The sequence below is a fragment of the Streptomyces sp. NPDC022552 genome (assembly GCF_055561875.1).
The window spans coordinates 243,075-268,887 of sequence record NZ_JBVHGJ010000005.1 but is presented as its reverse complement, the minus strand read 5'-3'; the positions used below and the strand labels follow the sequence as shown (position 1 = coordinate 268,887).

Annotated in this window: 20 protein-coding genes; 8 read left to right on the top strand and 12 right to left on the bottom strand. The window is 68.9% G+C overall.

The window, feature by feature from the left end:
* Nucleotides 1–61 precede the first annotated feature (61 nt).
* The 5 genes from ACZ3OF_RS16795 to ACZ3OF_RS16775 all read right to left on the bottom strand — a co-directional run bounded on the left by ACZ3OF_RS16795 (nucleotide 62) and on the right by ACZ3OF_RS16775 (nucleotide 8,123).
* A complete protein-coding gene (locus ACZ3OF_RS16795) occupies nucleotides 62–988 on the bottom strand; it encodes a hypothetical protein (protein WP_467305233.1) in 927 nt (308 codons plus the stop codon).
* Nucleotides 985–1,689 carry an RNA polymerase sigma factor SigM gene (gene sigM, locus ACZ3OF_RS16790; protein WP_361670154.1) on the bottom strand — a complete coding sequence of 235 codons (705 nt, stop codon included), beginning with the start codon at nucleotides 1,687–1,689 and terminating at the stop codon, nucleotides 985–987. The genes ACZ3OF_RS16795 and sigM overlap by 4 nt, the downstream gene beginning before the upstream one ends.
* Nucleotides 1,690–1,714: 25 nt before the next feature.
* On the bottom strand, nucleotides 1,715–3,421 hold the full coding sequence (locus ACZ3OF_RS16785; protein WP_361670157.1) for a protein kinase family protein: 1,707 nt from the start codon (nucleotides 3,419–3,421) through the stop codon (nucleotides 1,715–1,717).
* Nucleotides 3,422–3,539: 118 nt separating this feature from the next.
* Nucleotides 3,540–5,750 (bottom strand): murein biosynthesis integral membrane protein MurJ, encoded by a 2,211-nt coding sequence (murJ, locus tag ACZ3OF_RS16780; RefSeq protein ID WP_361670160.1) that lies wholly within the window; start codon nucleotides 5,748–5,750, stop codon nucleotides 3,540–3,542.
* A gap of 45 nt (nucleotides 5,751–5,795) precedes the next feature.
* Nucleotides 5,796–8,123, bottom strand: a complete 2,328-nt coding sequence (locus tag ACZ3OF_RS16775; RefSeq protein WP_361670163.1) for a DUF6049 family protein — start codon at nucleotides 8,121–8,123, stop codon at nucleotides 5,796–5,798.
* Nucleotides 8,124–8,305: 182 nt separating this feature from the next.
* Between ACZ3OF_RS16775 and ACZ3OF_RS16770 the strand changes: the two genes are divergently transcribed.
* Nucleotides 8,306–9,748, top strand: a complete 1,443-nt coding sequence (locus ACZ3OF_RS16770) for a CCA tRNA nucleotidyltransferase (RefSeq protein WP_361670166.1) — start codon at nucleotides 8,306–8,308, stop codon at nucleotides 9,746–9,748.
* Nucleotides 9,749–9,819: 71 nt separating this feature from the next.
* Here the strand turns inward: ACZ3OF_RS16770 and ACZ3OF_RS16765 are convergent, their stop codons facing one another.
* The 3 genes from ACZ3OF_RS16765 to ACZ3OF_RS16755 form a co-directional block, all read right to left on the bottom strand.
* On the bottom strand, nucleotides 9,820–11,079 hold the full coding sequence (locus tag ACZ3OF_RS16765; protein ID WP_467305229.1) for an MFS transporter: 1,260 nt from the start codon (nucleotides 11,077–11,079) through the stop codon (nucleotides 9,820–9,822).
* Between the two features lie 77 nt (nucleotides 11,080–11,156).
* Nucleotides 11,157–12,239 carry an inositol-3-phosphate synthase gene (locus tag ACZ3OF_RS16760; protein ID WP_361670172.1) on the bottom strand — a complete coding sequence of 361 codons (1,083 nt, stop codon included), beginning with the start codon at nucleotides 12,237–12,239 and terminating at the stop codon, nucleotides 11,157–11,159.
* A gap of 48 nt (nucleotides 12,240–12,287) precedes the next feature.
* Entirely contained in the window at nucleotides 12,288–12,977 is a 690-nt protein-coding gene (locus ACZ3OF_RS16755; RefSeq protein WP_361670174.1) for a PadR family transcriptional regulator, read from the bottom strand.
* Nucleotides 12,978–13,346: 369 nt separating this feature from the next.
* Here ACZ3OF_RS16755 and ACZ3OF_RS16750 point away from each other — a divergent pair, with 369 nt between their 5' ends.
* Nucleotides 13,347–16,070: a transglycosylase domain-containing protein gene (locus ACZ3OF_RS16750; protein WP_361670177.1), complete on the top strand. Its 2,724-nt coding sequence runs from the start codon at nucleotides 13,347–13,349 to the stop codon at nucleotides 16,068–16,070.
* 123 nt (nucleotides 16,071–16,193) lie between these two features.
* A complete protein-coding gene (locus tag ACZ3OF_RS16745) occupies nucleotides 16,194–17,714 on the top strand; it encodes a glycosyltransferase family 87 protein (RefSeq protein WP_467305224.1) in 1,521 nt (506 codons plus the stop codon).
* Between the two features lie 16 nt (nucleotides 17,715–17,730).
* Here ACZ3OF_RS16745 and ACZ3OF_RS16740 read toward each other — a convergent pair whose 3' ends face one another.
* The 3 genes from ACZ3OF_RS16740 to ACZ3OF_RS16730 form a co-directional block, all read right to left on the bottom strand.
* The gene (locus ACZ3OF_RS16740; protein WP_361670184.1) at nucleotides 17,731–18,762 is read right to left on the bottom strand and encodes an alanine racemase; all 1,032 of its coding nucleotides are present in this window, start codon (nucleotides 18,760–18,762) and stop codon (nucleotides 17,731–17,733) included.
* 97 nt (nucleotides 18,763–18,859) lie between these two features.
* Entirely contained in the window at nucleotides 18,860–19,978 is a 1,119-nt protein-coding gene (locus ACZ3OF_RS16735) for a lipid II:glycine glycyltransferase FemX (RefSeq protein ID WP_329118429.1), read from the bottom strand.
* A gap of 126 nt (nucleotides 19,979–20,104) precedes the next feature.
* Nucleotides 20,105–20,404: a hypothetical protein gene (locus ACZ3OF_RS16730; protein WP_361670188.1), complete on the bottom strand. Its 300-nt coding sequence runs from the start codon at nucleotides 20,402–20,404 to the stop codon at nucleotides 20,105–20,107.
* Between the two features lie 283 nt (nucleotides 20,405–20,687).
* On the opposite strand from ACZ3OF_RS16730, the gene rpsF reads away from it, so the two are divergent.
* The 4 genes from rpsF (at nucleotide 20,688) to rplI (ending at nucleotide 22,397) form a co-directional block, all read left to right on the top strand.
* Nucleotides 20,688–20,978, top strand: coding sequence for a 30S ribosomal protein S6 (gene rpsF, locus ACZ3OF_RS16725; protein ID WP_004950685.1), 291 nt, complete (start codon nucleotides 20,688–20,690; stop codon nucleotides 20,976–20,978).
* A gap of 74 nt (nucleotides 20,979–21,052) precedes the next feature.
* Entirely contained in the window at nucleotides 21,053–21,637 is a 585-nt protein-coding gene (locus tag ACZ3OF_RS16720; protein WP_361435422.1) for a single-stranded DNA-binding protein, read from the top strand.
* Between the two features lie 58 nt (nucleotides 21,638–21,695).
* Complete coding sequence (rpsR, locus tag ACZ3OF_RS16715; RefSeq protein ID WP_005315025.1) at nucleotides 21,696–21,932, top strand: 30S ribosomal protein S18; 237 nt, start codon at nucleotides 21,696–21,698, stop codon at nucleotides 21,930–21,932.
* An 18-nt stretch (nucleotides 21,933–21,950) separates the two neighbouring features.
* On the top strand, nucleotides 21,951–22,397 hold the full coding sequence (gene rplI, locus ACZ3OF_RS16710; protein ID WP_315894947.1) for a 50S ribosomal protein L9: 447 nt from the start codon (nucleotides 21,951–21,953) through the stop codon (nucleotides 22,395–22,397).
* 124 nt (nucleotides 22,398–22,521) lie between these two features.
* Here the strand turns inward: rplI and ACZ3OF_RS16705 are convergent, their stop codons facing one another.
* Nucleotides 22,522–23,859, bottom strand: coding sequence for an MATE family efflux transporter (locus ACZ3OF_RS16705; RefSeq protein WP_361670191.1), 1,338 nt, complete (start codon nucleotides 23,857–23,859; stop codon nucleotides 22,522–22,524).
* A gap of 425 nt (nucleotides 23,860–24,284) precedes the next feature.
* Here ACZ3OF_RS16705 and dnaB point away from each other — a divergent pair, with 425 nt between their 5' ends.
* The gene (dnaB, locus tag ACZ3OF_RS16700) at nucleotides 24,285–25,769 is read left to right on the top strand and encodes a replicative DNA helicase (RefSeq protein ID WP_361670194.1); all 1,485 of its coding nucleotides are present in this window, start codon (nucleotides 24,285–24,287) and stop codon (nucleotides 25,767–25,769) included.
* Nucleotides 25,770–25,813 lie beyond the last annotated feature (44 nt).

Genomic DNA, 25,813 nt, shown 5'->3' with positions numbered 1-25,813 from the left:
CCCACCCAACGGATCCTACGGGGCAAGCATTCCCGAGAATGCCGCACGGCGCGGCGAGGAGTCAGGAGCGAGGGTAGGTCTGCGTCAGCAGAACCTCGGCCTTGGCCTGTCCCGCGTTCTCGGCGCAGGAGGCGTCCAGGACATACGCCTGCACATGGGTGCTCTCGGCGCCCTCGGGCAGGACGACGAGATAGGCGGGCGTTCCCTGGTAGTCGCCCCTCTGGAAGGCGAGCACCGTGTCGGTGCGGCCGGTGCCGGCCTTGACGCAGTCGGGCAGGGTCTCGGCCGTCCCCCGCTTCGGGGTGTTGCCGCCCTCGTCGCTGAGCGATTCCGGGGAGGTCTTGGGAGCCCTGACGCCGTCTCCCTGAAGCAGCTCCTGGACCTGGGCCTCCACCGGGCGGCCGTCGAACCGATCGTCACCGACAGCGCTCGCGGCGGTGGAGGTCTTCTTGTCGGCCGATTCGCCGCCGGTCAGCGTCTGCATGCCGCCCTGCGTGAGGAAGAGCGTCAGGCTGAGCGCCGCTGCGCCGAAGACCGCCCCGAGAGCGGCGACGCGGCGGCGGCGAGCCTTGGGGCGACCAGGCCCGGTGGTCGCGCGGCCGGTGGTGACGCGAGGGTGGCCGGCCGGGCGATCCGGGGCGGGTGCGGGCGCCGCAGAGGGACGCGCATCGGGGTGATCGCTCGCCGTTTCACGTGAAACATGCGTGCCGATGTCGGGGGTGGTGGCGTCCAGCAGCGCTTCAGCGGCCAGGGCGGCGTCGATACGGCCGGCGATGTCGGCAGGCATGCGCGGCGGGCCGGGCAGGGTGCCGAGCAGCCCGCGGATCTCCTCCAGGGAGGTCCGTACGTCCTCGCAGAGAGAGCAACCCTCGATATGCCGACGCACGTCCGCCGTCCGGGACGGCGAGAGCAGCCCCTCGGTCAGGTCGGAGATCTCCGAGACGTCCGGGTGCTGTGCTGTGTCGGCCCTGCCGGTCGTGGAAGTCACGCGCGCCCACCTCCGCCCTTCACAGCAGCCGGCCCGTTCGGTCCGGTATCCGATGGCCCCGACACCGGTGGGACGGATGTCCCCGGCGTCCGGTTCCTTCCCCGGTCGGGGCCCTCGTTACCCACGGTGTCGGCGCGCAGATGGCTGAGCATGGGCAGCAATCTGGCGCGCCCGCGCGAACAGCGGCTCTTCACCGTTCCTGTGGGGACGTCCAGGATGCGGGCGGCTTCCGCCACCGGGTAGCCCTGCATGTCCACCAGGACGAGAGCGGCGCGCTGATCCGCAGGGAGCGTGGCGAGGGCCGTCACCAGCTCACGGTGGAGGTCCTCGCGTTCGGCGGGGGCCTCGGCCGACTCCGCGGGTTCGAGGAGCTGCTCGAAGCGCGCGGTGTCGTCCACGGGCGAGGTCTTGCGGGACGCGGCCTTGCGGGCACGATCGAGACAGGCGTTCACCGTGATGCGGTGGAGCCAGGTCGTGACGGCCGACTGACCGCGGAAGGTATGCGCGGCCCGGAAGGCGGACACCAGGGCGTCCTGGACGGCGTCAGCGGCCTCCTCGCGGTCCCCCAGCGTCCGCAGCGCCACAGCCCACAGTCGATCGCGGTGGCGCCGCACAAGCTCACCGAAGGCATCGGGGTCGCCGGCGACATGGCGCGCCAGGAGTTCCTGGTCGCTGGTGTCGCTGCCTATGGCTTCGTCCAACGGTGAGCCCCCTCCCCGGATGCCGTCAGCTGGTGATCTTGATGTCCGCGATCTTGCCGCGGTAACCGCCGCCACTGCTGGGCAGGTCGGTCAGCCAGACGAGAACGTAGCGCGTCTTCACAGGCTTGTCGGCCGTGAGTGCGACCTGCGTACCTGAGCCCGAGGCGACGGTCGTGAAGCCGTCAGCTGCCGTGGGCTGGGACGCGGCGTTCTCGGGCGCTGTCCGCAACTCCACGGAGGTGGAGCCCTGGAAGGTGACCTCCACCTTGGAGACGTCCTGAACCGTGCCGAGGTCCAGGACGAGACCCACGCCTTCCTTCAGCCTGCCGAAGTTCGAGTACCCGTAGTAGATGGACGTCTGCCAGGACGTGGAGGGGTTGCCGTCGAAGGCGTTCTTTATCTCCGAAGGCGTCTCGGCGCCGTCGCCCTGCGGGTCGAAGTCCTGGGCGCCGGCGATCGTGACCGGCTTGCCCGTCTCGGGCTCCTTCTCGTCCTCGTGGTCCTGCGGCTGGGTGGTCTGCGGGGCCTGCTTGTTCTTGTCCTGGTCGAGCAGCCGGTCCGCGATCTGCCAGCTGCCCAGGCCGAGGGCGGCGATCAGCAGCGCGGACACGGCCCACTTCAGGACCCTGCCGGTGCGGCTCTCCAGCGGGGCAGGGGGCACGACCACGGGCTGGGTCGCCGCGGCGCCCGGGCGGGCCTGCGGACGGCCGTACGTGCCCTGCTGATAGGTCGTGCGCTGGTAGTCGGGCGGGGAGGGGAATTCGGGCTCCGGCGGGCGGATGCGGGGCATCGCCGCGACGGCCTTGGCCAGCTCGTCCGGGGTGGTGCAGGGCGGCTCCTGGCGCGAGGCGGTGGCGCCGTCGTTGGCCAGAGCACGCATCGCGATCTCGGAGAGCCCGCGGTGGACCCCGGCTCGCACCTGGTCGGGAGCGAGCAGGCCTACCCCCTTGGGCAGCCCGGAGAGGCCGTAGGCGTCGCTGTCGTACGGCCAGCGCTGGGTCAGGGCCGCGTAGAGCAGGGCGCCGATGGCCTCGGTGTCGGTCCGCTGGGGGCGCTCGGCGCTGATGCCCCGCAGCGCGGCGTTCACGGCCAGGCCGCGGATCCGGTACTGGCCCGTCGAGCTGCGCAGTACAGCGCTCGGGGTGAGACGGAGGTGCGCCAGGCCTTCGCGGTGCGCGGCGGCCATGGCCTGGGAGACCTGGCTGACGAGCTGATAGGCGTCGTGCGGCTCCAGCGGTCCGGCGGCGAGCAGCGCCGTCAGCTCGGTGGAGTCCGGAAGCCACTCGTGCACGACGTACACGAGGTCGTTCTCCTCGACGGCGTCGAGGACCTGGACGAAGCGGGGGTCTCCGAGGAGCGCCGAGGAACGGGCCGCCGCAAGGACCGAACGGGCTCGTGGATGGTCGGCCGGCAGCAGATGGACGCCGACGGCACGCCGAAGTTTCTCGTCGACGGCACGCCAACTGCTGAAACCGTCCAGACGAGTGACGCACTCCTCCAGGCGGTAGCGCCTGGCCAATTTGTGCCCGCTGTGCAGCTCGGGAGTCTCGATGGAGGGCTGTTCGCCGTTCTGCCGCTGAGCGGCGTTGTCCTCTGCGACCTCGGCGGACTGCTCCACCGTGTCCTGCGCTTCCGCCACCCCGTCGGTCGCGGCCTTCTCCGCCTTGGCGGTCAGCGGGTCGTCACCGCTGTTGTCGGCCACGTCGACGGCAGCCGTGCTACGTTCCGCCACCGTCGTTCCTGCCTCCCCATCCGTTGCGCCACATCCAACAGCCATGCCAATTGTGCCCACAGTCGGCCGCTATGCACGACACGCGGCAGCCGACGATGGTTGTGCGGCAGCTGTCTTCCTATCGTCCCAGGCGTCCACGGACCATACCGACCATGGAGTTCAGCTCCGCGATCCGCATGCGCTTGGCCGCCACGAAGAAGACTCCGAGCAGGACAGCGCCGCCGACGAGCAGGGCCACGAGCGAGCCGAGAGCGCCTTCGCCGAGGACCTTCAACAGACCGAAGCCGACGGCGCCGGCCACGACCGCGGCGGGCAGCGAGGCCAGGCAGAGGCGGGCGTAGGTCCGCATGATGTGGGCGCCGTCCAGGTCGCCGCCCAGCCGGTTGCGCAGGCGCCGCCAGGCGACCCCGACCCCGACGGCGTAGGCGAGGCCGTAGGAGGCGGCCATGCCGACGACGGCCCATTGGGCGGGGAGCACGAAGTAACAGGCGGCCGAGGCGGCCGCGTTGACGGCAGCGACGATGACCGTGTTGTAGAACGGCGTCCGGGTGTCCTCGTAGGCGTAGAACCCGCGCAGCACGACGTACTGGACCGAGTACGGGATGAGGCCGAGGCCGAAGGCCATCAGGATGAATCCCATGCCCTGGGCGGCCTGGACGCCGCTGGAGGCGTAGAGCAGGGTGCACATCGGGACGCCGAGCGCCAGGAAGGCGAAGGCGACCGGGACGATCGCGACGGCGGAGTTCCGCAGGCCCTGCGAGATGTCGTCGCGGACGGCGCCGGGGTCGTCGTCGTGTGCGGCGCGGGAGATACGGGGCAGCAGGGCGGCCATGACCGAGACGGTGATGATGGCCTGCGGCATGCCCCAGATGAGCTGGGCGTTGGAGTAGGCGAGGAAGCCGGCGCCGTTCCTGCCGGACTCCTCACCCGCCGCGGTGGCGAGCTGGGTCACGACGAGTACGCCCGCCTGGTTGGCGAGGACGAACAGCACGGTCCACTTGGCGAGTTTGACCGTCTTGCCGAGGCCGTGGCCCTTCCAGTCGAAGCGGGGGCGGAAGCGGAAGCCCGTCTCGCGGAGGTAGGGGATCATCGCCAGCGCCTGGACGACCAGGCCGAGCAGAGTGCCGATGCCGAGCAGTCGGATGCCGTCGTCGGGGATCGTCTGAACGCCCATCTGGGATTCGGCGGAGGTGCCGTAGACCCAGATGAAGAGGCCGAACGTGACGATCATGACGATGTTGTTGAGGACCGGGGTCCACATCATCGCGCCGAACTTGCCCCGGGCGTTGAGGATCTGACCCATCACCACATGCACGCCCATGAAGAAGATCGTGGGCAGGCAGTAGCGGGCGAAGGTCACGGCGACGCTGTTGGCCGCGGCGTCGTCGGCGATGGTGTTCGACATCAGCCGGATCAGCAGCGGGGCCGCGAAGACGGCGATGACCACGATCGCGCCGAGCGCCACCATGACCAGGGTCAGCAGCCGGTTGGCGTAGGCCTCGCCGCCGTCCTCGTCGTTCTTCATCGAGCGGACCAGCTGCGGCACGAAGACCGAGTTGAGGCCGCCGCCGACGGTGAGGATGTAGATCATCGTCGGCAGGGTGTACGCGATGGTGAAGGTGTCACCGAGGAGAGCGGCGCCGAGCGCTCCGGTGATCACCAGGCTGCGGACGAAGCCGGTGAGACGGGAGACCAGGGTGCCGGCCGCCATCACCGCGCTGGACTTCAGGAGCCCGGAGGCGCGGCCGGACTTCTTCGGTGCGGGGGCGGGCATCGGATTCGGCTCCGGGGCGGGCGGGGGCACCTGGCCGGGCGTCTGCTGGTCCCGGTAGAGGTGGGCGAAGGCATCCGGTTCGGGCTGCTCGTCGCCGGCCCGGGTCACGAGATCGTCCACACCGGTGAACTGCACGGTGCGGGCGTCGTCGCCGTAGGGCAGATGGCGCGAGGGGCCGTCCGGTTCGGGGGCCGGGGTCTGGGCCCACACCCGGGGGTCAGGGGCGTGCTGGGGCGCCGCGGGCTGCTGGTAGAGCGGCTGCGGTTCCTGGTAGGTGCCCGGAGGGGGCGGGGGGTGCGCGGCGCGGTCGTAGAGCGCCTCCGTCACCGGATCCTGCGCGGAGAGGTCCCGTGCCTGGTAGGGGTCGTGGGTGTAGGCGTCCTGGACGTAGGGGTCCTGGGCGTACTGATCCTGTGCGTACGGGTCCGAGGCGGGCTGCTGCTGCGGCGAGGAGCCCGGCGGCATGCCGGGTCCCGGGGTCGCCGAGGGCGTACCACCGGACGGCTCGGTGCCGCCCGCGCCCTGGCCGCGGTCACCGTCGTACGGCGCGTTCATGGTTACCCCACCTCATCGTCCCCGGCCGACCGGCCACGACATCGCTCAACGGTCCACTTTCTCACCCGCGTCGGACGGGTCGCCGCTTTCGGGACCGGTGTCCGGTGTCGGGTCACTCGGCTGCTCGGGATCGTCGCCCTCCGCAGCCTCCGCAGCCTCCGCTTCGGTGTTTCGGGCGGCCGCGCGCTTGCGCTGGGTGTACATCCGAGCGCCGGCGAGGACGAGGAGCAGTACCCCGCCCGCGATGACGAGCATCACGGTCGGAGTGATCTCGGAGACCTTCACGGTGAAGGTCATCTCCTGTCCGTACGGTGTGCCGTCCTTGGTGAACAGCTGGGCCGTCATCGGCACCGGACCGTTGGCGTTGGCCGAGGCGGTGAATTTCACGGACTGGCTGTGTCCTGCGGCGATCTTGACCGGCAGTTCGGCGACGGCGTCGCCGCCGTTGAGCTTCAGTCGGGTCTTGTTGCCGGAGGTGAGCCTCAGCACGAGGTCGTCCACGCCCTGAAGGAGCTTGTTCTGGACGGTCACCGGGATGGTGGCGCTGCGTCCGGAGAGCGTGAGGTCCGACTTGTCGACCAGCTGTACCTCGCGCGTGAGGCTCTCGAGGTACTGGTGCACCGTGATCCGGTACAGCGAGGCCGAGGGGGCCTGGCCGCGCCAGGAGGTGGACATCTCGCGGCTGATCGCGTTGCCGAACGGCGTCACCACGCGGTCGGGCAGGGTGAGGATGACCTTGAAGTCGTCCAGGTCCGCGCGGGTGTCCTTCATGTCGCGGAAGGCCTCGACCGGCAGCTCCTGCTTGCGCAGCGCCCGCGGGTAGCGGGAGGCGCCCGGCACCTTGGTGGTGGCGTCGGGGTCCGGCTTCACGGCGGAGGCAGCGATCAGATCGAGCGGCTGGGTCCAGCGCTGGGCCGTCAGGCCGCGCAGCGCGCTCGCCATGGTCTGTGCCTGGGACGTGGTCGGCAACCGCTGGGGGGCGACCACGACGCTGCGCTGCTGTTCGGGCTGTTCCAGGGTGACCGCGAGCGTCTGGGCGAGGAACTCCTGGACGGCGAGGGTCGAGTTCCCGGCGGGGAGCATGTCGCCCTCGAAGGCCGTCGAGAGGTAGGCGTCGCTGACGACGGCGGTGGTGCCGCCTCCGATGGGACGGGCGGCCGTCGGCGTGTACGGAAGGTCGTCCCGGAAGCTGTCGCTGCGGGCGATCACCTTGTGCGCGCCGGCAGAGGTCGCGACGTCCATGATCGAGGGGTCGACGGCCCCGTCCACGGGCCAGGAGAAGTCGGTGGACGGCTTCACGTGGAGGATCGTCTCCACGGTCGTCCCGGCCAGCTCCGTCGCCGGCTGGAGGTGGCTCAGCGAGCCGGGGACGTCCTTGCCGCGATGGGCGAGCGAGGCGATGTCCGGGTCCGCGAACGGCAGGGCGACGACCTTGCGGCCCGCCACGGCCTTCTGCAGGGCGTCCAGCCACCGTTCGGCTACGGCCTGGTTCGCGCCGGGCACCGTGCCCGTGCCGTCCTTGACCTGGTAGCTCCTCGTCATGGCGTCGACGGTGGCCAGCAGGTCCGGGTCGATGACCCAGGTGACGGGAAGCTCCTTGCCCAGCGTGACCATCTGGTCCAGGCGTCCGCCGGGGGCGAGCTCGGCGGCCAGGTCGTCGTTCTCGAAGACCGGCGTCTGCTGGTCGTCGGTGCCGGTCTCCGCGGAGACATGCGCCGAGGAGATCAGCGGCCAGAGGTAGGTGAGCTGGGTCTTCTTCTCCGTCGCCTCGGGCTGGTACGGCAGGAAGGTCCGCTCGATGCCGAGGACACGCGTACCGGGCTGGGAAGCGGTCTGGCCCGAGAGGGAGACGCCCAGCTGGTAGACGCCCTCGTCGTCGAGTCCGAGCTTGTCGACCGGGACGGAGAGCGTGAAGTCCTGGCTGAGTCCGGCCGCAAGCCGGGGGACCTTGACCGTGTAGCGGCCGCCGAGGGGCAAGGGGTCGCTGCCGGCCCTGAAACCGGTACGGCCCGAGACCTGCTCGATCTCGCTCCGGCTCGTCATCCGGGGGCCGACCCGGACGTCCACCGTGGCATCCGTCACGGTCTGCTTGCCCTTGTTGGTCACCGTCCCGGAGACCGTGACCGTGTCGCCCTCCACCGGCGCGATCGGCTTGAGCGTGTTGAGAGACACATCGACCGTGCGCGATCCAGTGGCGTTCCCGGCGGTGACGGCCGAGGTTGCCGTGGTGGTCGCGGCGACGGCGGGTGGGGCCACCGCACCCTGCAGGAGCCCGGCAAGCAGGGGCGCCCCGGCGAGGAAGGACGCCGTGCGCCGCAGCCACCGACGGGCAGGTGAGGGAAGGGTCCCCTGGATGTCTGCCGCCTCGGCCACGCGTTCGCCCGTCCTCGTCGTAATCAATGGTGCCGGTGGTTCCCCGTTGCTGTGTCCACGCATGGTAACGAGGCACGCCGTGAGCAAGTGCCGGGGACTGCTCCAGCCGATGGGGACGGGATCACCGGCCCCCGGGAAAACGGGGACGCCGGCGCGGGCCGGGGCACGTACCCTTTTCTGTTGTGCCGAACGCCAATGAAGACACCCCGACTGCACTGAGCCAGGTGCAACGCCGCGCGGTCAGCGAGCTACTCCGCGTGTCCCCTGTCGCCGACGACCTCGCCGTCCGATTCCAGGAGGCAGGGTTCAGCCTCGCGCTGGTCGGCGGTTCGGTACGGGACGCGTTGCTCGGGCGGCTCGGCAACGACCTCGACTTCACCACCGATGCGCGGCCCGAGGACGTCCTGAAGATCGTCCGCCCGTGGGCCGACTCGGTCTGGGAGGTCGGGATCGCCTTCGGCACGGTCGGCTGCCAGAAGAGCGGCTACCAGATCGAGGTGACCACGTACCGCTCCGAGGCGTACGACCGCACCTCGCGCAAGCCTGAGGTCTCCTACGGCGACTCCATCGAGGAGGACCTCGTCCGGCGCGACTTCACCGTCAACGCCATGGCCGTGGCCCTGCCGGAGAAGGAGTTCGTCGACCCGTACGGCGGCCTCGACGACCTTGCCGCGCGGGTGCTGCGCACCCCCGGGACGCCGGAGGAGTCGTTCTCCGACGATCCGCTGCGCATGATGCGCGCCGCGCGCTTCGCCGCCCAGCTCGACTTCGAGGTCGCCCCCGAGGTCGTCACGGCGATGACGGAGATGGCCGACCGTCTGGAGATCGTCTCCGCGGAGCGGGTCCGGGAGGAGCTCAACAAGCTGCTGCTCGCCGCACACCCCCGTAAGGGGCTCGGTCTGCTCGTCGACACGGGCCTGGCCGACCATGTGCTGCCGGAGCTGCCGGCACTGCGCCTGGAGAGTGACGAGCACCACCGGCACAAGGACGTCTACGAGCACTCCCTGACCGTCCTGGACCAGGCGATCGACCTGGAGGAGGACGGACCGGACCTCGTGCTGCGCCTTGCCGCGCTGCTCCACGACATCGGCAAGCCGCGCACCCGGCGCTTCGAGAAGGACGGTCGGGTCTCGTTCCACCACCATGAGGTGGTCGGGGCGAAGATGACCAAGAAGCGCATGACGGCGCTGAAGTACTCGAACGAGATGATCAAGGACGTTTCGCGTCTGGTGGAGCTGCATCTGCGCTTCCACGGATACGGGACCGGTGAGTGGACCGACTCCGCCGTGCGCCGCTATGTGCGCGACGCGGGCCCTCTGCTCTCGCGCCTGCACAAGCTCACGCGCTCGGACTGCACGACGCGGAACAAGCGCAAGGCCGGCGCCCTCTCGCGCGCCTATGACGGACTGGAAGAACGGATCGCCCAGCTCCAGGAGCAGGAGGAGCTGGACGCGATCCGGCCCGACCTGGACGGCAACCAGATCCAGGAGGTTCTCGGTATCCGTCCCGGACCGGCCGTCGGGCAGGCGTACAAGTTCCTGCTGGAGCTGCGCCTGGAGAACGGACCGATGGGGCACGAGGCGGCGGTCGCGGCGCTCAAGGAGTGGTGGGCGACTCAGAGCTGAGTCCGCGGCGATGTTTCACGTGAAACATCGCCGCGCGGCATTGAAGGAGGGGTGATGTTTCACGTGAAACATCACCCCTCCTTGCGTCGGCTCCACAGCGCCACCGCGATCGAGGCGTAGACGAGGGCAACCATCACGACGACGGGGACGGACCGGCCGTCGGACGGCAGCATCAGAGCGGCAACCGCGGCCGCGCCCACGAAGGCGACATTGAAGAGGGTGTCGTAGAGGGAGAAGACCCGTCCGCGGTACGCGTCGTCCACGGACATCTGGACGACCGTGTCCGTCGCGATTTTGACGCCCTGGGTGACCAGCCCCAGAAGGAATGCCGCGAGCATCAGAGGGGTCTGCGCGAAGGACAGCCCCAGTGCGGGCTCCAGAACGGCTGCCGCACCTGCGCACGCGATCATCCAGCCGAAGGGGCCGAGCCGCCCGATCGCCCAGGGCGAGATGACGGCGGCCGTGAAGAAGCCGGCCCCGGAGAACGCCACGGCGAGCCCGAGAAGTGCGAGCCCCTCCGACTCCGTGGAGCTCCAGGCGTACCGGCAGAGCATCAGCACGGTCACCGTGAGGGCGCCGTAGCAGAAGCGCATCAGGGTCACCGCGGCCAGCGCGCGTGCCGCGAGCCTTCGCTCGGCCAGATGGCGCAGTCCTGCCACCAGACCACGGGCGGTCGAGGCCAGCGCCGCGCGAAGCCGGGGCTGGACGAGGTCCGGGTCGGGGCCGAGGAGCTCCCGGGGCATCCGCAGGGAGGCGAGGGCGGAGCAGAGATAGAGGAGGGCGCCCAGGACCACGACGGCGGCGTCGGAGTCCTCGAACAGGAGTCGCACCCCGAAGGCCAGGCCGCCACCCGCGGTCGCGGCCACGGTGCCGGCCGTCGGAGACAGGGAGTTGGCGACCACCAGCCGCTCGGAATCGACGACCCGTGGCAGCGCGGCCGAGAGGCCCGCGAGGACGAAGCGGTTGACGGCCGTCACCGACAGGGCGGAGGCGTAGAAGAGCCAGTCGGGGACGGAAGCCAGCATCAGCACCGCCGTACTGCAGGCGAGGAGGGCTCGCAGCACGTTCCCGTAGAGGAAGACCTGGCGTCGCTGCCAACGGTCCAGGAGCACGCCCGCGAAGGGGCCGACGAGGGAGTACGGGAGGAGCAGCACGGCCATGGCGGAAGCGATGGCCGCGGGGGAGGTCTCCTTCTCGGGGGAGAAGACGACGTACGTGGCCAGCGCCACCTGATAGACACCGTCGGCGCACTGGGAGAGCAGACGCACGGCGAGCAGACGGCGGAAGTTCGTCAGGCGCAGGAGTACGCGCAGATCACGTACGACGGACATGGCAGCAAGACTCACATACGAAGAGGGCCCCCGGGCGAAAGACCGGGGACCCTCGATCGACGAAGTGGATCAGCGCATCAGCGCTCGACCTCGCCCTTGATGAACTTCTCGACGTTGGCGAAGGCCTCGTCGTCGAAGTACTGCACCGGCGGGGACTTCATGAAGTACGAGGACGCGGAGAGGATCGGGCCACCGATGCCCCGGTCCTTGGCGATCTTCGCGGCGCGCAGCGCGTCGATGATGACACCGGCCGAGTTCGGGGAGTCCCACACCTCGAGCTTGTACTCCAGGTTCAGCGGAACGTCACCGAAGGCGCGGCCCTCGAGGCGGACGTACGCCCACTTGCGGTCGTCCAGCCAGGCCACGTAGTCCGACGGGCCGATGTGGACGTTCTTCTCGCCCAGCTCGCGGTCGGGGATCTGCGAGGTGACGGCCTGGGTCTTCGAGATCTTCTTCGACTCGAGGCGGTCGCGCTCGAGCATGTTCTTGAAGTCCATGTTGCCGCCGACGTTGAGCTGCATGGTGCGCTCAAGACGGACACCGCGGTCCTCGAACAGCTTCGCCATCACGCGGTGCGTGATGGTGGCGCCGACCTGGGACTTGATGTCGTCACCGACGATCGGGACACCGGCCTCGGTGAACTTGTCCGCCCACTCCTTGGTGCCGGCGATGAAGACCGGAAGAGCGTTGACGAAGGCGACCTTGGCGTCGATGGCGCACTGCGCGTAGAACTTCGCGGCGTCCTCGGAACCCACGGGCAGGTAGCAGACGAGCACGTCGACCTGCTTGTCCTTGAGGACCTGGACGACGTCCACGGGAGCCTCGGCGGACTCCTCGATGGTCATGCGGTAGTACTTGCCCAGGCCGTCGAAGGTGTGGCCGCGCTGGACCGTGACGCCCGAGTGCGGGACGTCGCAGATCTTGATGGTGTTGTTCTCGCTGGCGCCGATGGCGTCGGAGAGGTCGAGGCCGACCTTCTTCGCGTCGACGTCGAAGGCGGCGACGAACTCCACGTCACCGACGTGGTAGTCGCCGAACTGGACGTGCATCAGGCCGGGCACCTTGGACGCCGGGTCGGCGTCCTTGTAGTACTCGACGCCCTGTACCAGCGAGGCGGCGCAGTTGCCCACGCCGACGATGGCTACGCGAACCGAACCCATTCCGGTTGCTCCCTGTGTGATCGTGGAAGCCCTGCGGGATGCAGGGATTCACTTGGCGGTGTCGTCGGACGGATCCGGCCGGGTACTGCCCCCGTGCCGGGGCAGGCCGCCCGTTTCTCCAGAATCGTTGTCGTGCTGAGCGGCGCCCTCAGGGACGTCGGGACCGGATCGCTGATCCCGTCCCGCCCGCTCGCTCTCGATGAGCTCGTTCAGCCAGCGCACTTCGCGCTCCACGGACTCCATTCCGTGGCGCTGCAGCTCAAGTGTGTAGTCGTCGAGGCGCTCGCGTGTGCGGGCCAGGGAGGCGCGCATCTTCTCCAGGCGCTCCTCCAGCCGGCTGCGGCGGCCTTCCAGTACGCGCATCCGCACCTCGCGCTCGGTCTGACCGAAGAAGGCGAAGCGGGCGGCGAAGTGTTCGTCCTCCCAGGTATCCGGACCGGTGTGGGAGAGGAGCTCTTCGAAGTGCTCCTTACCTTCGGCCGTCAACCGGTAGACGATCTTGGCGCGGCGTCCTGCGAGTGAAGCGGCGAGGGCGTCCTCGGGAGCGCTGCCCGGCTCCTCGATCAACCAGCCGTTGGCGACCAGCGTCTTGAGGCAGGGGTAGAGCGTCCCGTAGCTGAAGGCCCGGAAGATCCCGAGCGAGGTGTTGAGCCGCTTCCGCAGCTCGTACCCGTGCATCGGCGCCTCGCGGAGCAGACCGAGAACGGCGAACTCGAGGATTCCCGAGCGCCTGCTCATCCGTCGCCTCCTCCGCTGTCGGGTGCCCTTATGCCGTACTGATGTATCGACTCGATACATCACGACGATAGAACGGCCATCCTGCTGCGACAAGTGGGGCCGCAGTGACCGGCGTCACATCGTCAATTCACAGCAATCGACTTGCCTGATTTGGGGTGAACTTCGGCCCTAGGTGGGTTTTGGCCGTGCGTAGTCTGTGCGGCATGCAGACCACCGGGAACCGAGCGACGCCGCAGTGCGTCAGTGATCGGGGTGACCGGCTGCGGTACGGAGGGGCCTTCGGTGAGGCTCTGCCGTACGCATTTCGGGGGGACCGGAACTCAACTGCCGCTTCCAGGCGTACGCGCCTGCCCGAGGAGTAGTCGTTCGATGAGCGAGCATCGTCGCAAAATGCCGCAGTCGCAGCCGCCGAGTGGCGGCCGCGCGGCGGCCCGGCGCGCCGCCCAGCAGCCCCAGGGCCGCCGGTCGGCCCAGGGACGGGATGTCAGTACCGGCTCCCCTTCGTCTGGGTACGGAGAGGAGACCACCTACGGTGGACGGGCCGAGGCCCGTCGTGCCGCACAGCGCGGAGGCCGGCGGCGCGCGCCCGACGGGGGCGCGGGCGGCCACGGCGGTGGCCGGCGTGGCGGTGGAGGCGGCGGAGGCGGCGGACAGGGCGGTGGCCCGGGTCGCGGCCGCGGGGGCGGCCGCCCGCCGGGCAGGAAGCGCCTGATCGACTACCCGCGCCACGACAAGTACGGCTGGCGCCGCTGGGTGCCGTCGTGGAAGCTCGTCTCGGGGCTGTGCCTGGCGTTCCTCGGGCTGGTGATGGGCGGGGCGGCGATCGCGTACTCCCAGGTGGTGATCCCCAAGGAGGACGAGGCCGCCAAGGCTCAGAACAACGTCTACTACTGGGCTGACGGCTCGCAGATGGCCGCGACCGGCGGTGAGGTCAACCGGCAGATCGTCGGGATCGACCAGATTCCCCGGGACATGCAGAACGCGGTGATCTCGGCGGAGAACAAGACGTTCCGCGACGACTCCGGCATCGACCCGATGGGCATCGGCCGCGCGGTGTGGAACATGGCCAAGGGCGGTCAGACGCAGGGTGGCTCGACCATCACCCAGCAGTATGTGAAGAACAGCCTGCTGAACGACCAATCGCAGACATTGTCCCGAAAGGTCAAGGAACTCTTCATCTCCATCAAGGTCGGTGCCGAGATGGAGAAGCCCGAGATCATGCAGGGCTACCTGAACACCGCGTACTACGGACGTGGCGCCTACGGCATCCAGGCCGCGGCCCGGACGTACTTCGGCAAGGACGCCAAGCAGCTCAACCCGAGTGAGTGCGCCTTCCTCGCCTCGCTCCTCAAGGGCGCGACGTACTACGACCCCGCCGGCTCCACCGAGATCGACCCCAAGGCGACGCCGGAGGCGAACCTGACGCGCGCCACGGAGCGCTGGGACTGGATCCTCGGCGAGATGGTCAAGGACGGCCACCTCGACGCGGCGGACCGGGCGAAGTACCCGGCTTTCCCCAAGGTGCAGCCGCCGAAGAAGAACGCCCAGCTGACCGGCCAGGTCGGCTACCTGGTGAGCACGGCCAAGGCCAACTTCATCAACAACCACCCCGGGATGGACGAGAAGAAGCTCGCCCAGGGCGGCTACGAGATCTACACGACCTTCGACAAGAAGAAGGTCAAGGCTCTCGAGGACTCCATCAAGAAGGTCTACGACGAGCACATCGACCCGAAGAAGCGGCCGAAGACGGACACGCACGTCCAGTTCGGCGGTGCTTCGGTCAACCCGAAGACCGGTGAGATCGTCGCCATCTACGGCGGCACCGACGCCACCAAGCACTTCACCAACAACGCGGACCAGACCGGTGCGCAGGTCGGATCGACGTTCAAGCCGTTCGTGCTGGCCGCGGCCATGCAGTACGGCGTCCGTGACCCCGACGAGGGCAAGGTCCAGGACTCCTCGACCCGCACGATCGTCGACCCGAACAAGAGCCGCTACTCCGGCAAGAACAAGCTGCGGATCAAGAACTACGACGGCACCGTCTGGCACAACGAGAAGGGCGAGGAGTGGCTGCAGGTCAACGACGATGACGCCAACTACGGCCCGATGAGCCTGCGCGAGGCGATGATCCGCTCCGCCAACTCGCCCTATGTGCAGCTGGGCATGGACATCGGCATCGACGAGGTCCGTGAGACGGCCGTCAAGGCCGGTCTGCGCGAGAGCTCGCTGGTCAAGGCCAATGTGCCGTCGTTCTCCCTCGGTATCTCCGACCCGAGCGCCATCCGGATGGCCGGCGCATACGCGACCTTCGCGAACAACGGTGAGCGCAACGATCCGTTCTCCGTGAAGGAGGTGAAGGAGAAGGGTCAGGTCATCTACAAGCACGAGTCGAAGACCGAGCGGGCCTTCTCCTCCGCGATCGCGAGCAACGTGACCGACGTCCTGCGCGATGTCGTCGAGAACCCGAAGGGCACCGGCCGTAAGGCCGCGATCCCCGGTCGGGACGTGGCCGGCAAGACCGGTACCACCGACGGCAACAACTCCGCCTGGTTCGTGGGGTACACGCCGAACCTCTCGACCGCGATCGACATGTACCGCTTCGACGACGACGAGACCAAGCAGGGCCGCAAGTTCGAGTCGATGTTCGGCACCGGCGCCCAGCCCAAGATCCACGGTTCGTCCTTCCCCTCGCAGATCTGGAAGGACTACATGACCGACGCGCTCAAGGGCATGGACGTCGAGTCCTTCCCGGAGCCGGAGGACCTGGACGCGGAGCCGGTGTTCGGCGGCGGCGCTGCCAGCCCCACCCCGACGCCGACGGAGACCCCGTCGCAGACGCCGTCCGCGACCGTGACTCCCTCGCAGTCGCCGTCGCAGACGCCCAGCAAGTCGCCGGACCCGGACAAGTCCTGTGACGTGTGGGACTGGCCCTGCAACGACAGCGGCGGCCAGAACGGTGGACAGGACGGCGGCCAGGACGGCGGCCCGACAGGGACACCGACGACTCCGACGACCCCGACGTCACCGACACCGACGGACACCGGGAACCCCACGACTCGGGGCGGTGGAAACGGCTGGCTGGGCGGCGAATGACCCACCCACCGGACCCCGCCCGGTAGCGCCCTGAGGGCCGCCGTGCCCGGCACGTACGCACACGTACGTCGCCCGGCACGGCGGCCCTCACCGTTTCCCGGGGACGTACGGCAGGATGTCCCCATGCCGAGCCTCCACAAGACGAGTACGCAGCGGGACCGGTCACAGACCCCGGCGACGGTGTGCCCCACCCGTCGTGACGAGGTCGCCGCGGCGGGCAGCGAACTGATCGGTGGGCCGGTCGGCCGCCGGGCCCTGCTCGGCGGCGGGCTGCTCACCCCCGTGCGGGTGATCGCGCTGGTGGCCATCGGGATGTTTGCGCTCGGCATGGTGCAGAAGATCCCGTGTTACGACTGGGCCTGGTTCCGGGGCACCACCTCGCAGTACACCCACGCCTGCTACTCCGACATCCCCCACCTCTTCGTCGGACGCGGGTTCGCCGAGGGCCTGGTGCCGTACTTCGACCGGCTGAGCGGCGACATAGAGTTCCTGGAGTACCCGGTTCTCACCGGTCTGTTCATGCAGGTCGCGGCCTGGCTCACGCCCGGTGGCGGCGACCTCGTGCACCGCGAGCAGATCTACTGGATGGTCAACGCGGGCATGCTGATGGTCTGCGCCGTCATCATGGCCGTCTGCGTGGCCCGTACGCACCGCCGCCGCCCCTGGGACGCCCTCCTGGTCTCCCTGGCCCCCGCGTTCGCGCTCACCGCCACCATCAACTGGGACCTGCTGGCCGTGGCGCTGACCTCGGCCGCCGTACTGATGTGGTCACGCGGCCGTCCGCTCGCGTTCGGCGCCCTGCTCGGCCTCGCGATCGCGGCGAAGTTCTATCCGTTCCTGATCCTCGGGGCGCTGTTCCTGCTGTGCTGGCGGGCGGGCCGCTGGCGGGAGTTCGGCGCGGCGCTGATCGGCGTGGCCGGCGCCTGGCTCGCGGTGAACCTGCCGGTGATGCTGCTCGCGCCCGCGGGGTGGAAGCAGTTCTACACGTTCAACGAGGAGCGGAACGTCGACTTCGGGTCGGTCTGGCTGCTGATCAGCCAGCGCACCGGAGAGCAGATCTCCCCCGGCAGCGCCAACACGTACACCATGGTGCTGATGGCGCTCGCCGGCGCGGCCCTCGCCGTCCTCGCGCTCACGGCGCCCCGCCGGCCCCGGTTCGTACAGCTCGCGTTCCTGATCGTGGCCGCGTTCGTGCTGACCAACAAGGTGTACTCGCCGCAGTACGTGCTGTGGCTCATCCCCCTCGCCGCACTGGCCCGGCCGCGCTGGCGGGACTTCCTGATCTGGCAGGCCTGCGAGGTCATGTACTTCCTGGGCATCTGGATGTACCTGGCCTTCACCACCAGCGGCAACAAGCAGGGGCTGCCGACGGACGGCTACCACTTCACGATCGTCCTGCATCTGGTCGGCACGCTGTACCTGTGCGCGGTGGTCGTGCGCGACATCCTGGCGCCCGAACGGGACGTGGTGCGGCAGGACGGCTCGGACGACCCCTCCGGGGGCGTCCTGGACGGCGCTGAGGACGTCTTCGTACGGGGCAGGGCGGCGCACCCCGCCCGGCACGCGGCCCCGGCCGTGGAGGGGCCGCGCGTGGAGTGGGGACTCCCCGGCGAAGGGGTCCCGCGGGACCCGCGAGCGGACTAGCCCGCCCGCTCGCGGGTCAGCGCTCGACGAGCCGGTCGAACTGCGTCGTGGTGTGCCGCAGATGGGCCACGAGCTCGTCGCCGACCTTCGGCTCCTGCGCGTCGGCAGGCACGAACAGGATCGACACCTGCATGTGCGGCGGCTCGGCGAACCAGCGCTGCTTGCCGGCCCAGACGAACGGAGAAAGGTTCCGGTTGACGGTCGCGAGACCGGCGCGTGCCACACCCTTGGCGCGCGGCATCACACCGTGCATCGCCTTGGGAGCCTCCAGGCCCACCCCGTGCGAGGTGCCGCCGGCGACGACGACCAGCCAGCCGTCCGAGGCAGCCTTCTGCTGGCGGTAGCCGAAGCGGTCGCCCTTGGCAACGCGGGTGACGTCCAGGACCGCCCCGCGGTACTCGGTGGCCTCGTGGTCGCCCAGCCAGAGCCGGGTGCCGATCCGGGCGCGGAACCGGGTCTGCGGGAACTGCTGCTGGAGCCGGGCCTGCTCCTCGGCCCGCAGATGGCTGACGAACATGGTGTGCAGCGGCAGCCGTGCGGCCCGCAGCCGGTCCATCCAGCCGATGACCTCCTCGACCGCGTCGGTGCCGTCCGTGCGGTCCAGGGGCAGGTGGAGGGCGAAGCCTTCGAGGCGTACGTCCTCGATGGCCGCGTGGAGCCGTCCCAGCTCCTCCTCGAGGATGCCGTGGCGCTTCATGGAGCTCATGCACTCGATGACCACACGGGCGCCCACGAGGGCGTGCACGCCGTCCACGGACGACACGGAGCGGATCACCCGGTCCGGCAGCGGCACCGGCTCCTCGCCCCGCCGGAACGGGGTGAGCACCAGCAGGTCGCCGCCGAACCAGTCCTTGATCTTCGCGGCCTCGTACGTGGTGCCCACGGCCAGCATGTCCGAGCCGAAGCGGGTGACCTCGTCGGCCAGCCGCTCGTGGCCGAAGCCGTAGCCGTTGCCCTTGCAGACCGGGATCAGACCGGGGAACTGGTCGATCACGGACTTCTGGTGCGCCCGCCAGCGAGCGGTGTCGACGTAGAGGGAGAGCGCCATGGCCGGCCCGGAACCTTTCTGATGGCTGCGGTGTATCAAAGGTGTGTACGAGACTTACGAGATTACGTACGAGATTACGGGCGCGACGCCCGGGCCGTCAGCGACGCGACATGTAGATGTCCAGCGCCTTGTGCAGGAGCTTGTTGAGCGGGAAGTCCCACTCGCCGACGTACTCCACCGCCTCGCCGCCCGTGCCCACCTTGAACTGGATGAGGCCGAAGAGGTGATCGGTCTCGTCGAGCGAGTCCGAGATGCCCCGGAGGTCGTAGACGGTGGCGCCCATCGCGTAGGCGTCGCGCAGCATCCGCCACTGCATCGCGTTCGAGGGCCGGACCTCGCGGCCGATGTTGTCGGAGGCTCCGTAGGAGTACCAGACGTGCCCGCCGACCACGAGCATCGTGGCCGCGGAGAGGTTCACCCCGTCGTGACGCGCGAAGTACAGCCGCATGCGGTTGGGGTCCTCGTTGTTGAGGACGGTCCACATGCGCTGGAAGTACGAGAGCGGGCGCGGGCGGAAGTGGTCGCGCACGGCCGTGATCTCGTACAGCCGCTGCCACTCGGCGAGGTCCTCGTAGCCGCCCTGGACGACCTCGACACCGGCCTTGTCGGCCTTCTTGATGTTGCGGCGCCACAGCTGGTTGAAGCCCTTGAGGACGTCGTCGAGCGAGCGGTTGGCGAGCGGCACCTGGAAGACGTAGCGCGGCTGCACGTCGCCGAAGCCGGCGCCGCCGTCCTCGCCCTGCTGCCAGCCCATCTTCCGCAGCCGGTCGGCGACTTCGAAGGCACGCGGCTCGATGTGCGAGGCTTCGACGTCCTTCAGCCGCTTCACGTCCGGGTCCTGGATGCCGGACTTGATGGCGGCGGAGTCCCAGCGGCGGATGACGACCGGCGGGCCCATCTTCACGGAGAAGGCGCCCTGCTGCTTGAGATGCGCGAGCATCGGCTGCAGCCAGTCGTCCAGGTTCGGGGCGTACCAGTTGATGACCGGGCCCTCGGGCAGATAGGCCAGGTAGCGCTTGATCTTCGGCAGCTGGCGGTAGAGCACGAGGCCCGCGCCGACGAGCTCACCGGACTTGTCGAACCAACCCAGGTTCTCCGAGCGCCACTCGGTCTTCACATCAGCCCACGCCGGGACCTGGCAGTGGCTCGCCGCGGGCTGGCTCTGGATGAATGCCAGATGCTGCTCACGGCTGATGGTCCTCAGGGTCAGGCTCACGGGGCGCTCCTCGGCAGGTGTGTCCCCATCGGTTCAGGGGCTCCGGCTCTCGCGCCGAAGCCTACTGTGACCGGGGAGCGCCCCGATGGGACGTGTGTCCGTCAGCCGGTGGCCGACCCGGATGCCTCAGATGAGGCCGCCGTAGAACATCCCGAGATAGAAGCCCACCGCCGAGGCGCCGAGCCCGACGATAAGGGCGAAGCGTTCCCTCGTCGTCACCGAGATGAACTGGCCGGACGCGCCGGTCATGATGCCGATCAGTCCGGCCCAGGACGCCAGCACGTGCAGGCTGTGGAACTGCGCGGTGATGAAGGAGAGGACTCCGAGGAAGAGCGTCACCGCCATCAGGGTGTCCTGGAGCGGGTGGGGCCTGCCGTCGGTGGCGAGGAGGGAATGTCCGGGGTCGGGTCGCATTGCCTGTGCCATGGGGCACCTCCTGGCGTGCCTGCGGGACGGCGGCGCATCTTAGCGCCGCCGACATCCGATGTGTACAGATTGCGTCCCCCCACCACCGGATTTCAACCGGAAGCGGATGTGCGGGTACTCTGTACGGTCTGCACCGGTGTCTGCCCAGGTCCGTCCCGGACCCGACGCTCCCCACGCTCGTCGAGGGGGGTTGTCAGTGGTGGCCGATACCGTTGCTTACGCATCACGACCCTCCTGCCACGGAACGACCGTGGCCGCTGAGTCCAAAGGAGGTGGGTTCCACATGCGTCACTACGAGGTGATGGTCATCCTCGACCCCGATCTCGAGGAGCGCGCTGTCTCCCCGCTGATCGAGAACTTCCTCTCCGTCGTCCGTGAGGGCAACGGAAAGGTCGAGAAGGTCGACACCTGGGGCCGTCGTCGTCTCGCCTACGAGATCAAGAAGAAGCCCGAGGGCATCTACTCGGTCATCGACCTGCAGGCCGAGCCTGCGGTCGTCAAGGAGCTCGACCGACAGATGAACCTGAACGAGTCGGTCCTCCGGACCAAGGTCCTCCGTCCCGAGACCCACTGAGCATCTAGCTCAGAGGTCATCGGGTTCGAGTAGCAGCAAGCAGCCAGAAGCAATCCCGCCGAGAGGTTCATCCAATGGCAGGCGAGACCGTCATCACGGTCGTCGGCAATCTTGTCGACGACCCCGAGCTGCGCTTCACCCCGTCCGGTGCGGCGGTCGCGAAGTTCCGTATCGCGTCCACCCCCCGCACCTTCGACCGTCAGACCAATGAGTGGAAGGACGGCGAGAGCCTGTTCCTGACCTGCTCGGTCTGGCGTCAGGCGGCGGAGAACGTCGCCGAGTCGCTCCAGCGAGGCATGCGCGTCGTCGTGCAGGGCCGGCTGAAGCAGCGGTCGTACGAGGACCGCGAGGGCGTCAAGCGCACGGTCTACGAGCTGGACGTCGACGAAGTCGGCCCCAGCCTCAAGAACGCCACGGCCAAGGTCACCAAGACCACCGGTCGTGGTGGCCAGGGTGGTTACGGCGGCGGTGGCGGCCAGCAGGGCGGCGGCAGCTGGGGTGGAAACTCCGGTGGTGGCCAGCAGGGTGGTGGCGGTGCTCCCGCCGACGACCCGTGGGCGACCAGCGCGCCGGCCGGTGGCGGTCAGCAGCAGGGCGGCGGAGGCAGCTGGGGTGGAAACTCCAGCGGCGGCGGCTACTCGGACGAGCCCCCCTTCTAGGGCACTCCCCTCGAAGGCAGCTCGTACCCAAACTTCTTGATCACACAGGAGAAACACCATGGCGAAGCCGCCTGTGCGCAAGCCTAAGAAGAAGGTCTGCGCGTTCTGCAAGGACAAGACCGCGTACGTGGACTACAAGGACACGAACATGCTGCGGAAGTTCATTTCCGACCGCGGCAAGATCCGTGCCCGCCGCGTGACCGGCAACTGCACGCAGCACCAGCGTGACGTCGCCACGGCCGTGAAGAACAGCCGTGAGATGGCGCTGCTGCCCTACACGTCCACCGCGCGATAAGGAAAGGGTGACCGACCAATGAAGATCATCCTGACCCACGAGGTCTCTGGCCTCGGTGCCGCCGGCGATGTCGTCGACGTCAAGGACGGTTACGCTCGCAACTACCTGGTCCCGCGTGGTTTCGCGATCCGCTGGACCAAGGGTGGCGAGAAGGACGTGGCGCAGATCCGCCGCGCCCGCAAGATCCACGAGATCGCGACCATCGAGCAGGCCAACGAGATCAAGGCCCAGCTCGAGGGCGTGAAGGTGCGTCTGGCCGTTCGCTCCGGCGACGCCGGCCGCCTCTTCGGCTCCGTGACCCCGGCCGACATCGCCACGGCGATCAAGTCCGCGGGTGGCCCCGACGTCGACAAGCGTCGCGTCGAGCTCGGTTCGCCGATCAAGACCCTGGGCTCGCACCAGGTGTCCGTGCGTCTGCACCCCGAGGTTGCCGCGAAGCTCGGCGTCGAGGTTGTCGCCGCGTAACGCTGCTCTCAGCAGTACGGAAGGGCCGCACCCCCAGGGGTGCGGCCCTTCCGCCGTCTCACGGGAACCCAGCTCCTTGCCGGGCCGCCGTTTCACGTGAAACACGGCGTTTCACGTGAAACATTCACCGCGTGGCGCCAGTGACGATCCAGCGTCCGGAGCGCGAGCGCAGCCAGAGGGTCAGCATGCGGACGGTCATCATCAGGGTCATCGCCCACCACAGGGCGGTGAGCCCACCGCCGAGGGCGGGGACCAGGAGGGCGACCGGGGCGAAGACCGCCAGCGTGAGCAGCATGGCCCAGGCCAGATAGGGGCCGTCGCCCGCACCCATCAGGACGCCGTCGAGGACGAAGACCACGCCGGCGATCGGCTGGGAGACCGCGACGACCAGGAGAGCCGGGAGCAGGGTGTCCTGGACCGTGGTGTCCCCGGTGAAGAGCGGGATGAAGAGCGGACGGGCGAGAATGAGAAGTGCGCCCAGGGCGACGCCCGAGACCACGCCCCACTGGACCATGCGGCGGCAGACCTGTCGGGCACCGTCGGCGTCGTCGGCGCCGAGATAGCGGCCGATGATGGCCTGGCCCGCGATGGCGATCGCGTCCAGCGCGAAGGCCATCAGGCTCCACAGGGACAGGATGATCTGGTGGGCGGCGACCTCGGCGTCGCCCATACGGGCCGCGACGGCGGTGGCGATCATCAGGACCGCCCGCAGGGAGAGCGTACGGACGAGCAGCGGGACGCCCGCCTGGGCGCTGGCGCGTATGCCGGCCGCGTCCGGCCGCAGGGAGGCGCCGTGGCGCCGCGCTCCACGGACCACCACGGCGAGGTACACGGCGGCCATGGCGCACTGGGCGATGACCGTGCCCCAGGCGGAGCCGGCAATGCCCATTCCGGCGCCGTAGACGAGGCCCACGTTGAGAACGGCGTTGGCCGCGAAGCCGCCGATGGCCACGTAGAGCGGTGTACGGGTGTCCTGGAGGCCGCGCAGGACGCCGGTGGCGGCCAGGACCACCAGCATGGCCGGGATGCCCAGGCTGGAGATGCGCAGATAGGTGATGGCGTACGGGGTGGCCGTGTCGGAGGCGCCGAAGATGTCGACCAGCCAGGGGGCGGCGGGCAGGGTGACGGCGACGACCGCCGCGCCCAGGAGGAGCGCGAGCCAGATGCCGTCCATGCCCTGGCGGATGGCTGCTGTGAGGTCACCGGCTCCCACCCGGCGGGCGACTGCGGCCGTGGTCGCATAGGCGAGGAAGACGAAGACACTGACGGCGGTGGTGAGCAGGGCTGCCGCGATGGCGAGACCGGCGAGCTGGGGAGTGCCGAGATGTCCGACAATGGCGCTGTCGACCATGAGGAAGAGCGGCTCTGCCACGAGCGCGCCGAAGGCCGGGACGGCGAGCGAGATGATCTCTCGGTCGTGCTGCCGACGGACAGCCTTGGGGGTCGGGGGAGCCTGGGTCATGGGTCTCAATCTAATCTTCCACAGGTAAGAGATGCAATGGGACTAGAGCCCTTACATATCCTTGGTGTGGAGCTTCGGGTGTGCGCCGTTTGTTCTGATCTTGGTCCGGAGGGAAAAGTTTTTCTCCCCCACAGCCCGTGGATCGAAAACGTGCAGGTCAGGGTGGTGTCGCAGGGCGGGCTATGAGTTTGTCCACATGGCTGTCCCCCGGTCCGTGCACAGGTTCGGCGGAGTTCTCCACAGCATCTGGTCGTTCACCCACAGGCCCTGTGGATAACCAGATTGGCTGACGGTGCCGACGGGCCTACCGTGGTCCGGCGCACGACGCGCCAAAAGCGGAGTCAAAGCCTCTTGTTTGTCCGAGCCGTGGCGTAAGAAAGAGTGGCACGGCGAGGTCCGCGGAGCGGACGGGAGGAGGTGGCTTGGTGAGCATTCCCGAGCCCTTGGACGACCCCTGGGCCGACAGCGGACCGAGTGACCGGCTGCCCGTCGCACGCCCTCGCGGTGAGAGCCGTGGACGGGGTCGGGGCCGTGAGGACCAGCACGACCGCGGCAGCGACAGCGGCCCCTGGGACGGCGGCCTCTCCGGCTTCGAGCGGGTGCCCCCGCAGGATCTCGACGCCGAGCAGTCCGTCCTCGGCGGCATGCTGCTCTCCAAGGACGCCATCGCGGACGTCGTGGAGATCATCAAGGGCCATGACTTCTACAAGCCCGCCCACGAGACGGTCTACGCGGCCATCCTCGACCTGTACGCGAAGGGCGAGCCGGCCGACCCGATCACGGTCGGTGCGGAGCTCACCAAGCGGGGCGAGATCACCCGTGTCGGCGGGGCCTCCTATCTGCACACGCTCGTCCAGTCGGTGCCGACCGCGGCCAACGCGGCGTACTACGCGGAGATCGTCCATGAGCGCGCCGTGCTGCGCCGTCTCGTCGAGGCCGGCACCAAGATCACGCAGATGGGATACGCGGCCGACGGCGACGTCGACGAGATCGTGAACTCGGCCCAGGCCGAGATCTACGCGGTCACCGAGCAGCGCACCACCGAGGACTATCTGCCCCTCGGCGACATCATGGAGGGCGCGCTCGACGAGATCGAGGCGATCGGCTCCCGCAGCGGCGAGATGACCGGTGTCCCGACCGGCTTCACCGATCTCGACCAGCTCACCAACGGACTGCACCCGGGCCAGATGATCATCATCGCGGCCCGCCCCGCCATGGGTAAGTCGACGCTCGCCCTGGACTTCGCCCGGGCCTGCTCCATCAAGCACAACCTGCCCAGCGTCATCTTCTCCCTCGAAATGGGCCGCAACGAGATCGCGATGCGTCTGCTCTCGGCGGAGGCCCGGGTGGCGCTGCACCACATGCGCTCCGGCACCATGACCGACGAGGACTGGACCCGGCTGGCCCGCCGGATGCCGGACGTCTCCCAGGCGCCGCTCTACATCGACGACTCCCCGAACCTGTCGATGATGGAGATCCGCGCCAAGTGCCGCCGGCTCAAGCAGCGTGCCGGGCTCAAGCTCGTGGTCATCGACTATCTCCAGCTGATGCAGTCCGGCGCCAAGAGGTCCGAGAGCCGGCAGCAGGAAGTCTCGGACATGTCGCGAAACCTCAAGCTCCTGGCCAAGGAGCTCGAACTGCCGGTGATCGCGCTCTCGCAGCTGAACCGTGGCCCCGAACAGCGCACCGACAAGAAGCCGATGGTCTCCGACCTTCGTGAGTCCGGCTCGATCGAGCAGGACGCGGACATGGTCATCCTGCTCCACCGCGAGGACGCCTACGAGAAGGAGTCACCGCGCGCGGGCGAGGCGGACATCATCGTCGGCAAGCACCGAAACGGTCCGACGGCGACGATCACGGTGGCCTTCCAGGGCCACTACTCGCGCTTCGTCGACATGGCACAGACCTGATCGCCTCCTGTGTCCAGGGCATCCCTGGACACAGGAGGCGGGCA

Bases quoted from the DNA above. Each gene is read 5' to 3' on its own strand.
- murJ (WP_361670160.1), bottom strand. From the start codon at position 5,750: ATGAACGCGCCGTACGACGGTGACCGCGGCCAGGGCGCGGGCGGCACC.
- ACZ3OF_RS16765 (WP_467305229.1), bottom strand. From the start codon at position 11,079: ATGTCCGTCGTACGTGATCTGCGCGTACTCCTGCGCCTGACGAACTTC.
- ACZ3OF_RS16760 (WP_361670172.1), bottom strand. From the start codon at position 12,239: ATGGGTTCGGTTCGCGTAGCCATCGTCGGCGTGGGCAACTGCGCCGCC.
- ACZ3OF_RS16755 (WP_361670174.1), bottom strand. From the start codon at position 12,977: ATGAGCAGGCGCTCGGGAATCCTCGAGTTCGCCGTTCTCGGTCTGCTC.
- ACZ3OF_RS16750 (WP_361670177.1), top strand. From the start codon at position 13,347: ATGAGCGAGCATCGTCGCAAAATGCCGCAGTCGCAGCCGCCGAGTGGC.
- ACZ3OF_RS16745 (WP_467305224.1), top strand. From the start codon at position 16,194: ATGCCGAGCCTCCACAAGACGAGTACGCAGCGGGACCGGTCACAGACC.
- ACZ3OF_RS16740 (WP_361670184.1), bottom strand. From the start codon at position 18,762: ATGGCGCTCTCCCTCTACGTCGACACCGCTCGCTGGCGGGCGCACCAG.
- ACZ3OF_RS16730 (WP_361670188.1), bottom strand. From the start codon at position 20,404: ATGGCACAGGCAATGCGACCCGACCCCGGACATTCCCTCCTCGCCACC.
- rpsF (WP_004950685.1), top strand. From the start codon at position 20,688: ATGCGTCACTACGAGGTGATGGTCATCCTCGACCCCGATCTCGAGGAG.
- ACZ3OF_RS16720 (WP_361435422.1), top strand. From the start codon at position 21,053: ATGGCAGGCGAGACCGTCATCACGGTCGTCGGCAATCTTGTCGACGAC.
- rpsR (WP_005315025.1), top strand. From the start codon at position 21,696: ATGGCGAAGCCGCCTGTGCGCAAGCCTAAGAAGAAGGTCTGCGCGTTC.
- rplI (WP_315894947.1), top strand. From the start codon at position 21,951: ATGAAGATCATCCTGACCCACGAGGTCTCTGGCCTCGGTGCCGCCGGC.
- ACZ3OF_RS16705 (WP_361670191.1), bottom strand. From the start codon at position 23,859: ATGACCCAGGCTCCCCCGACCCCCAAGGCTGTCCGTCGGCAGCACGAC.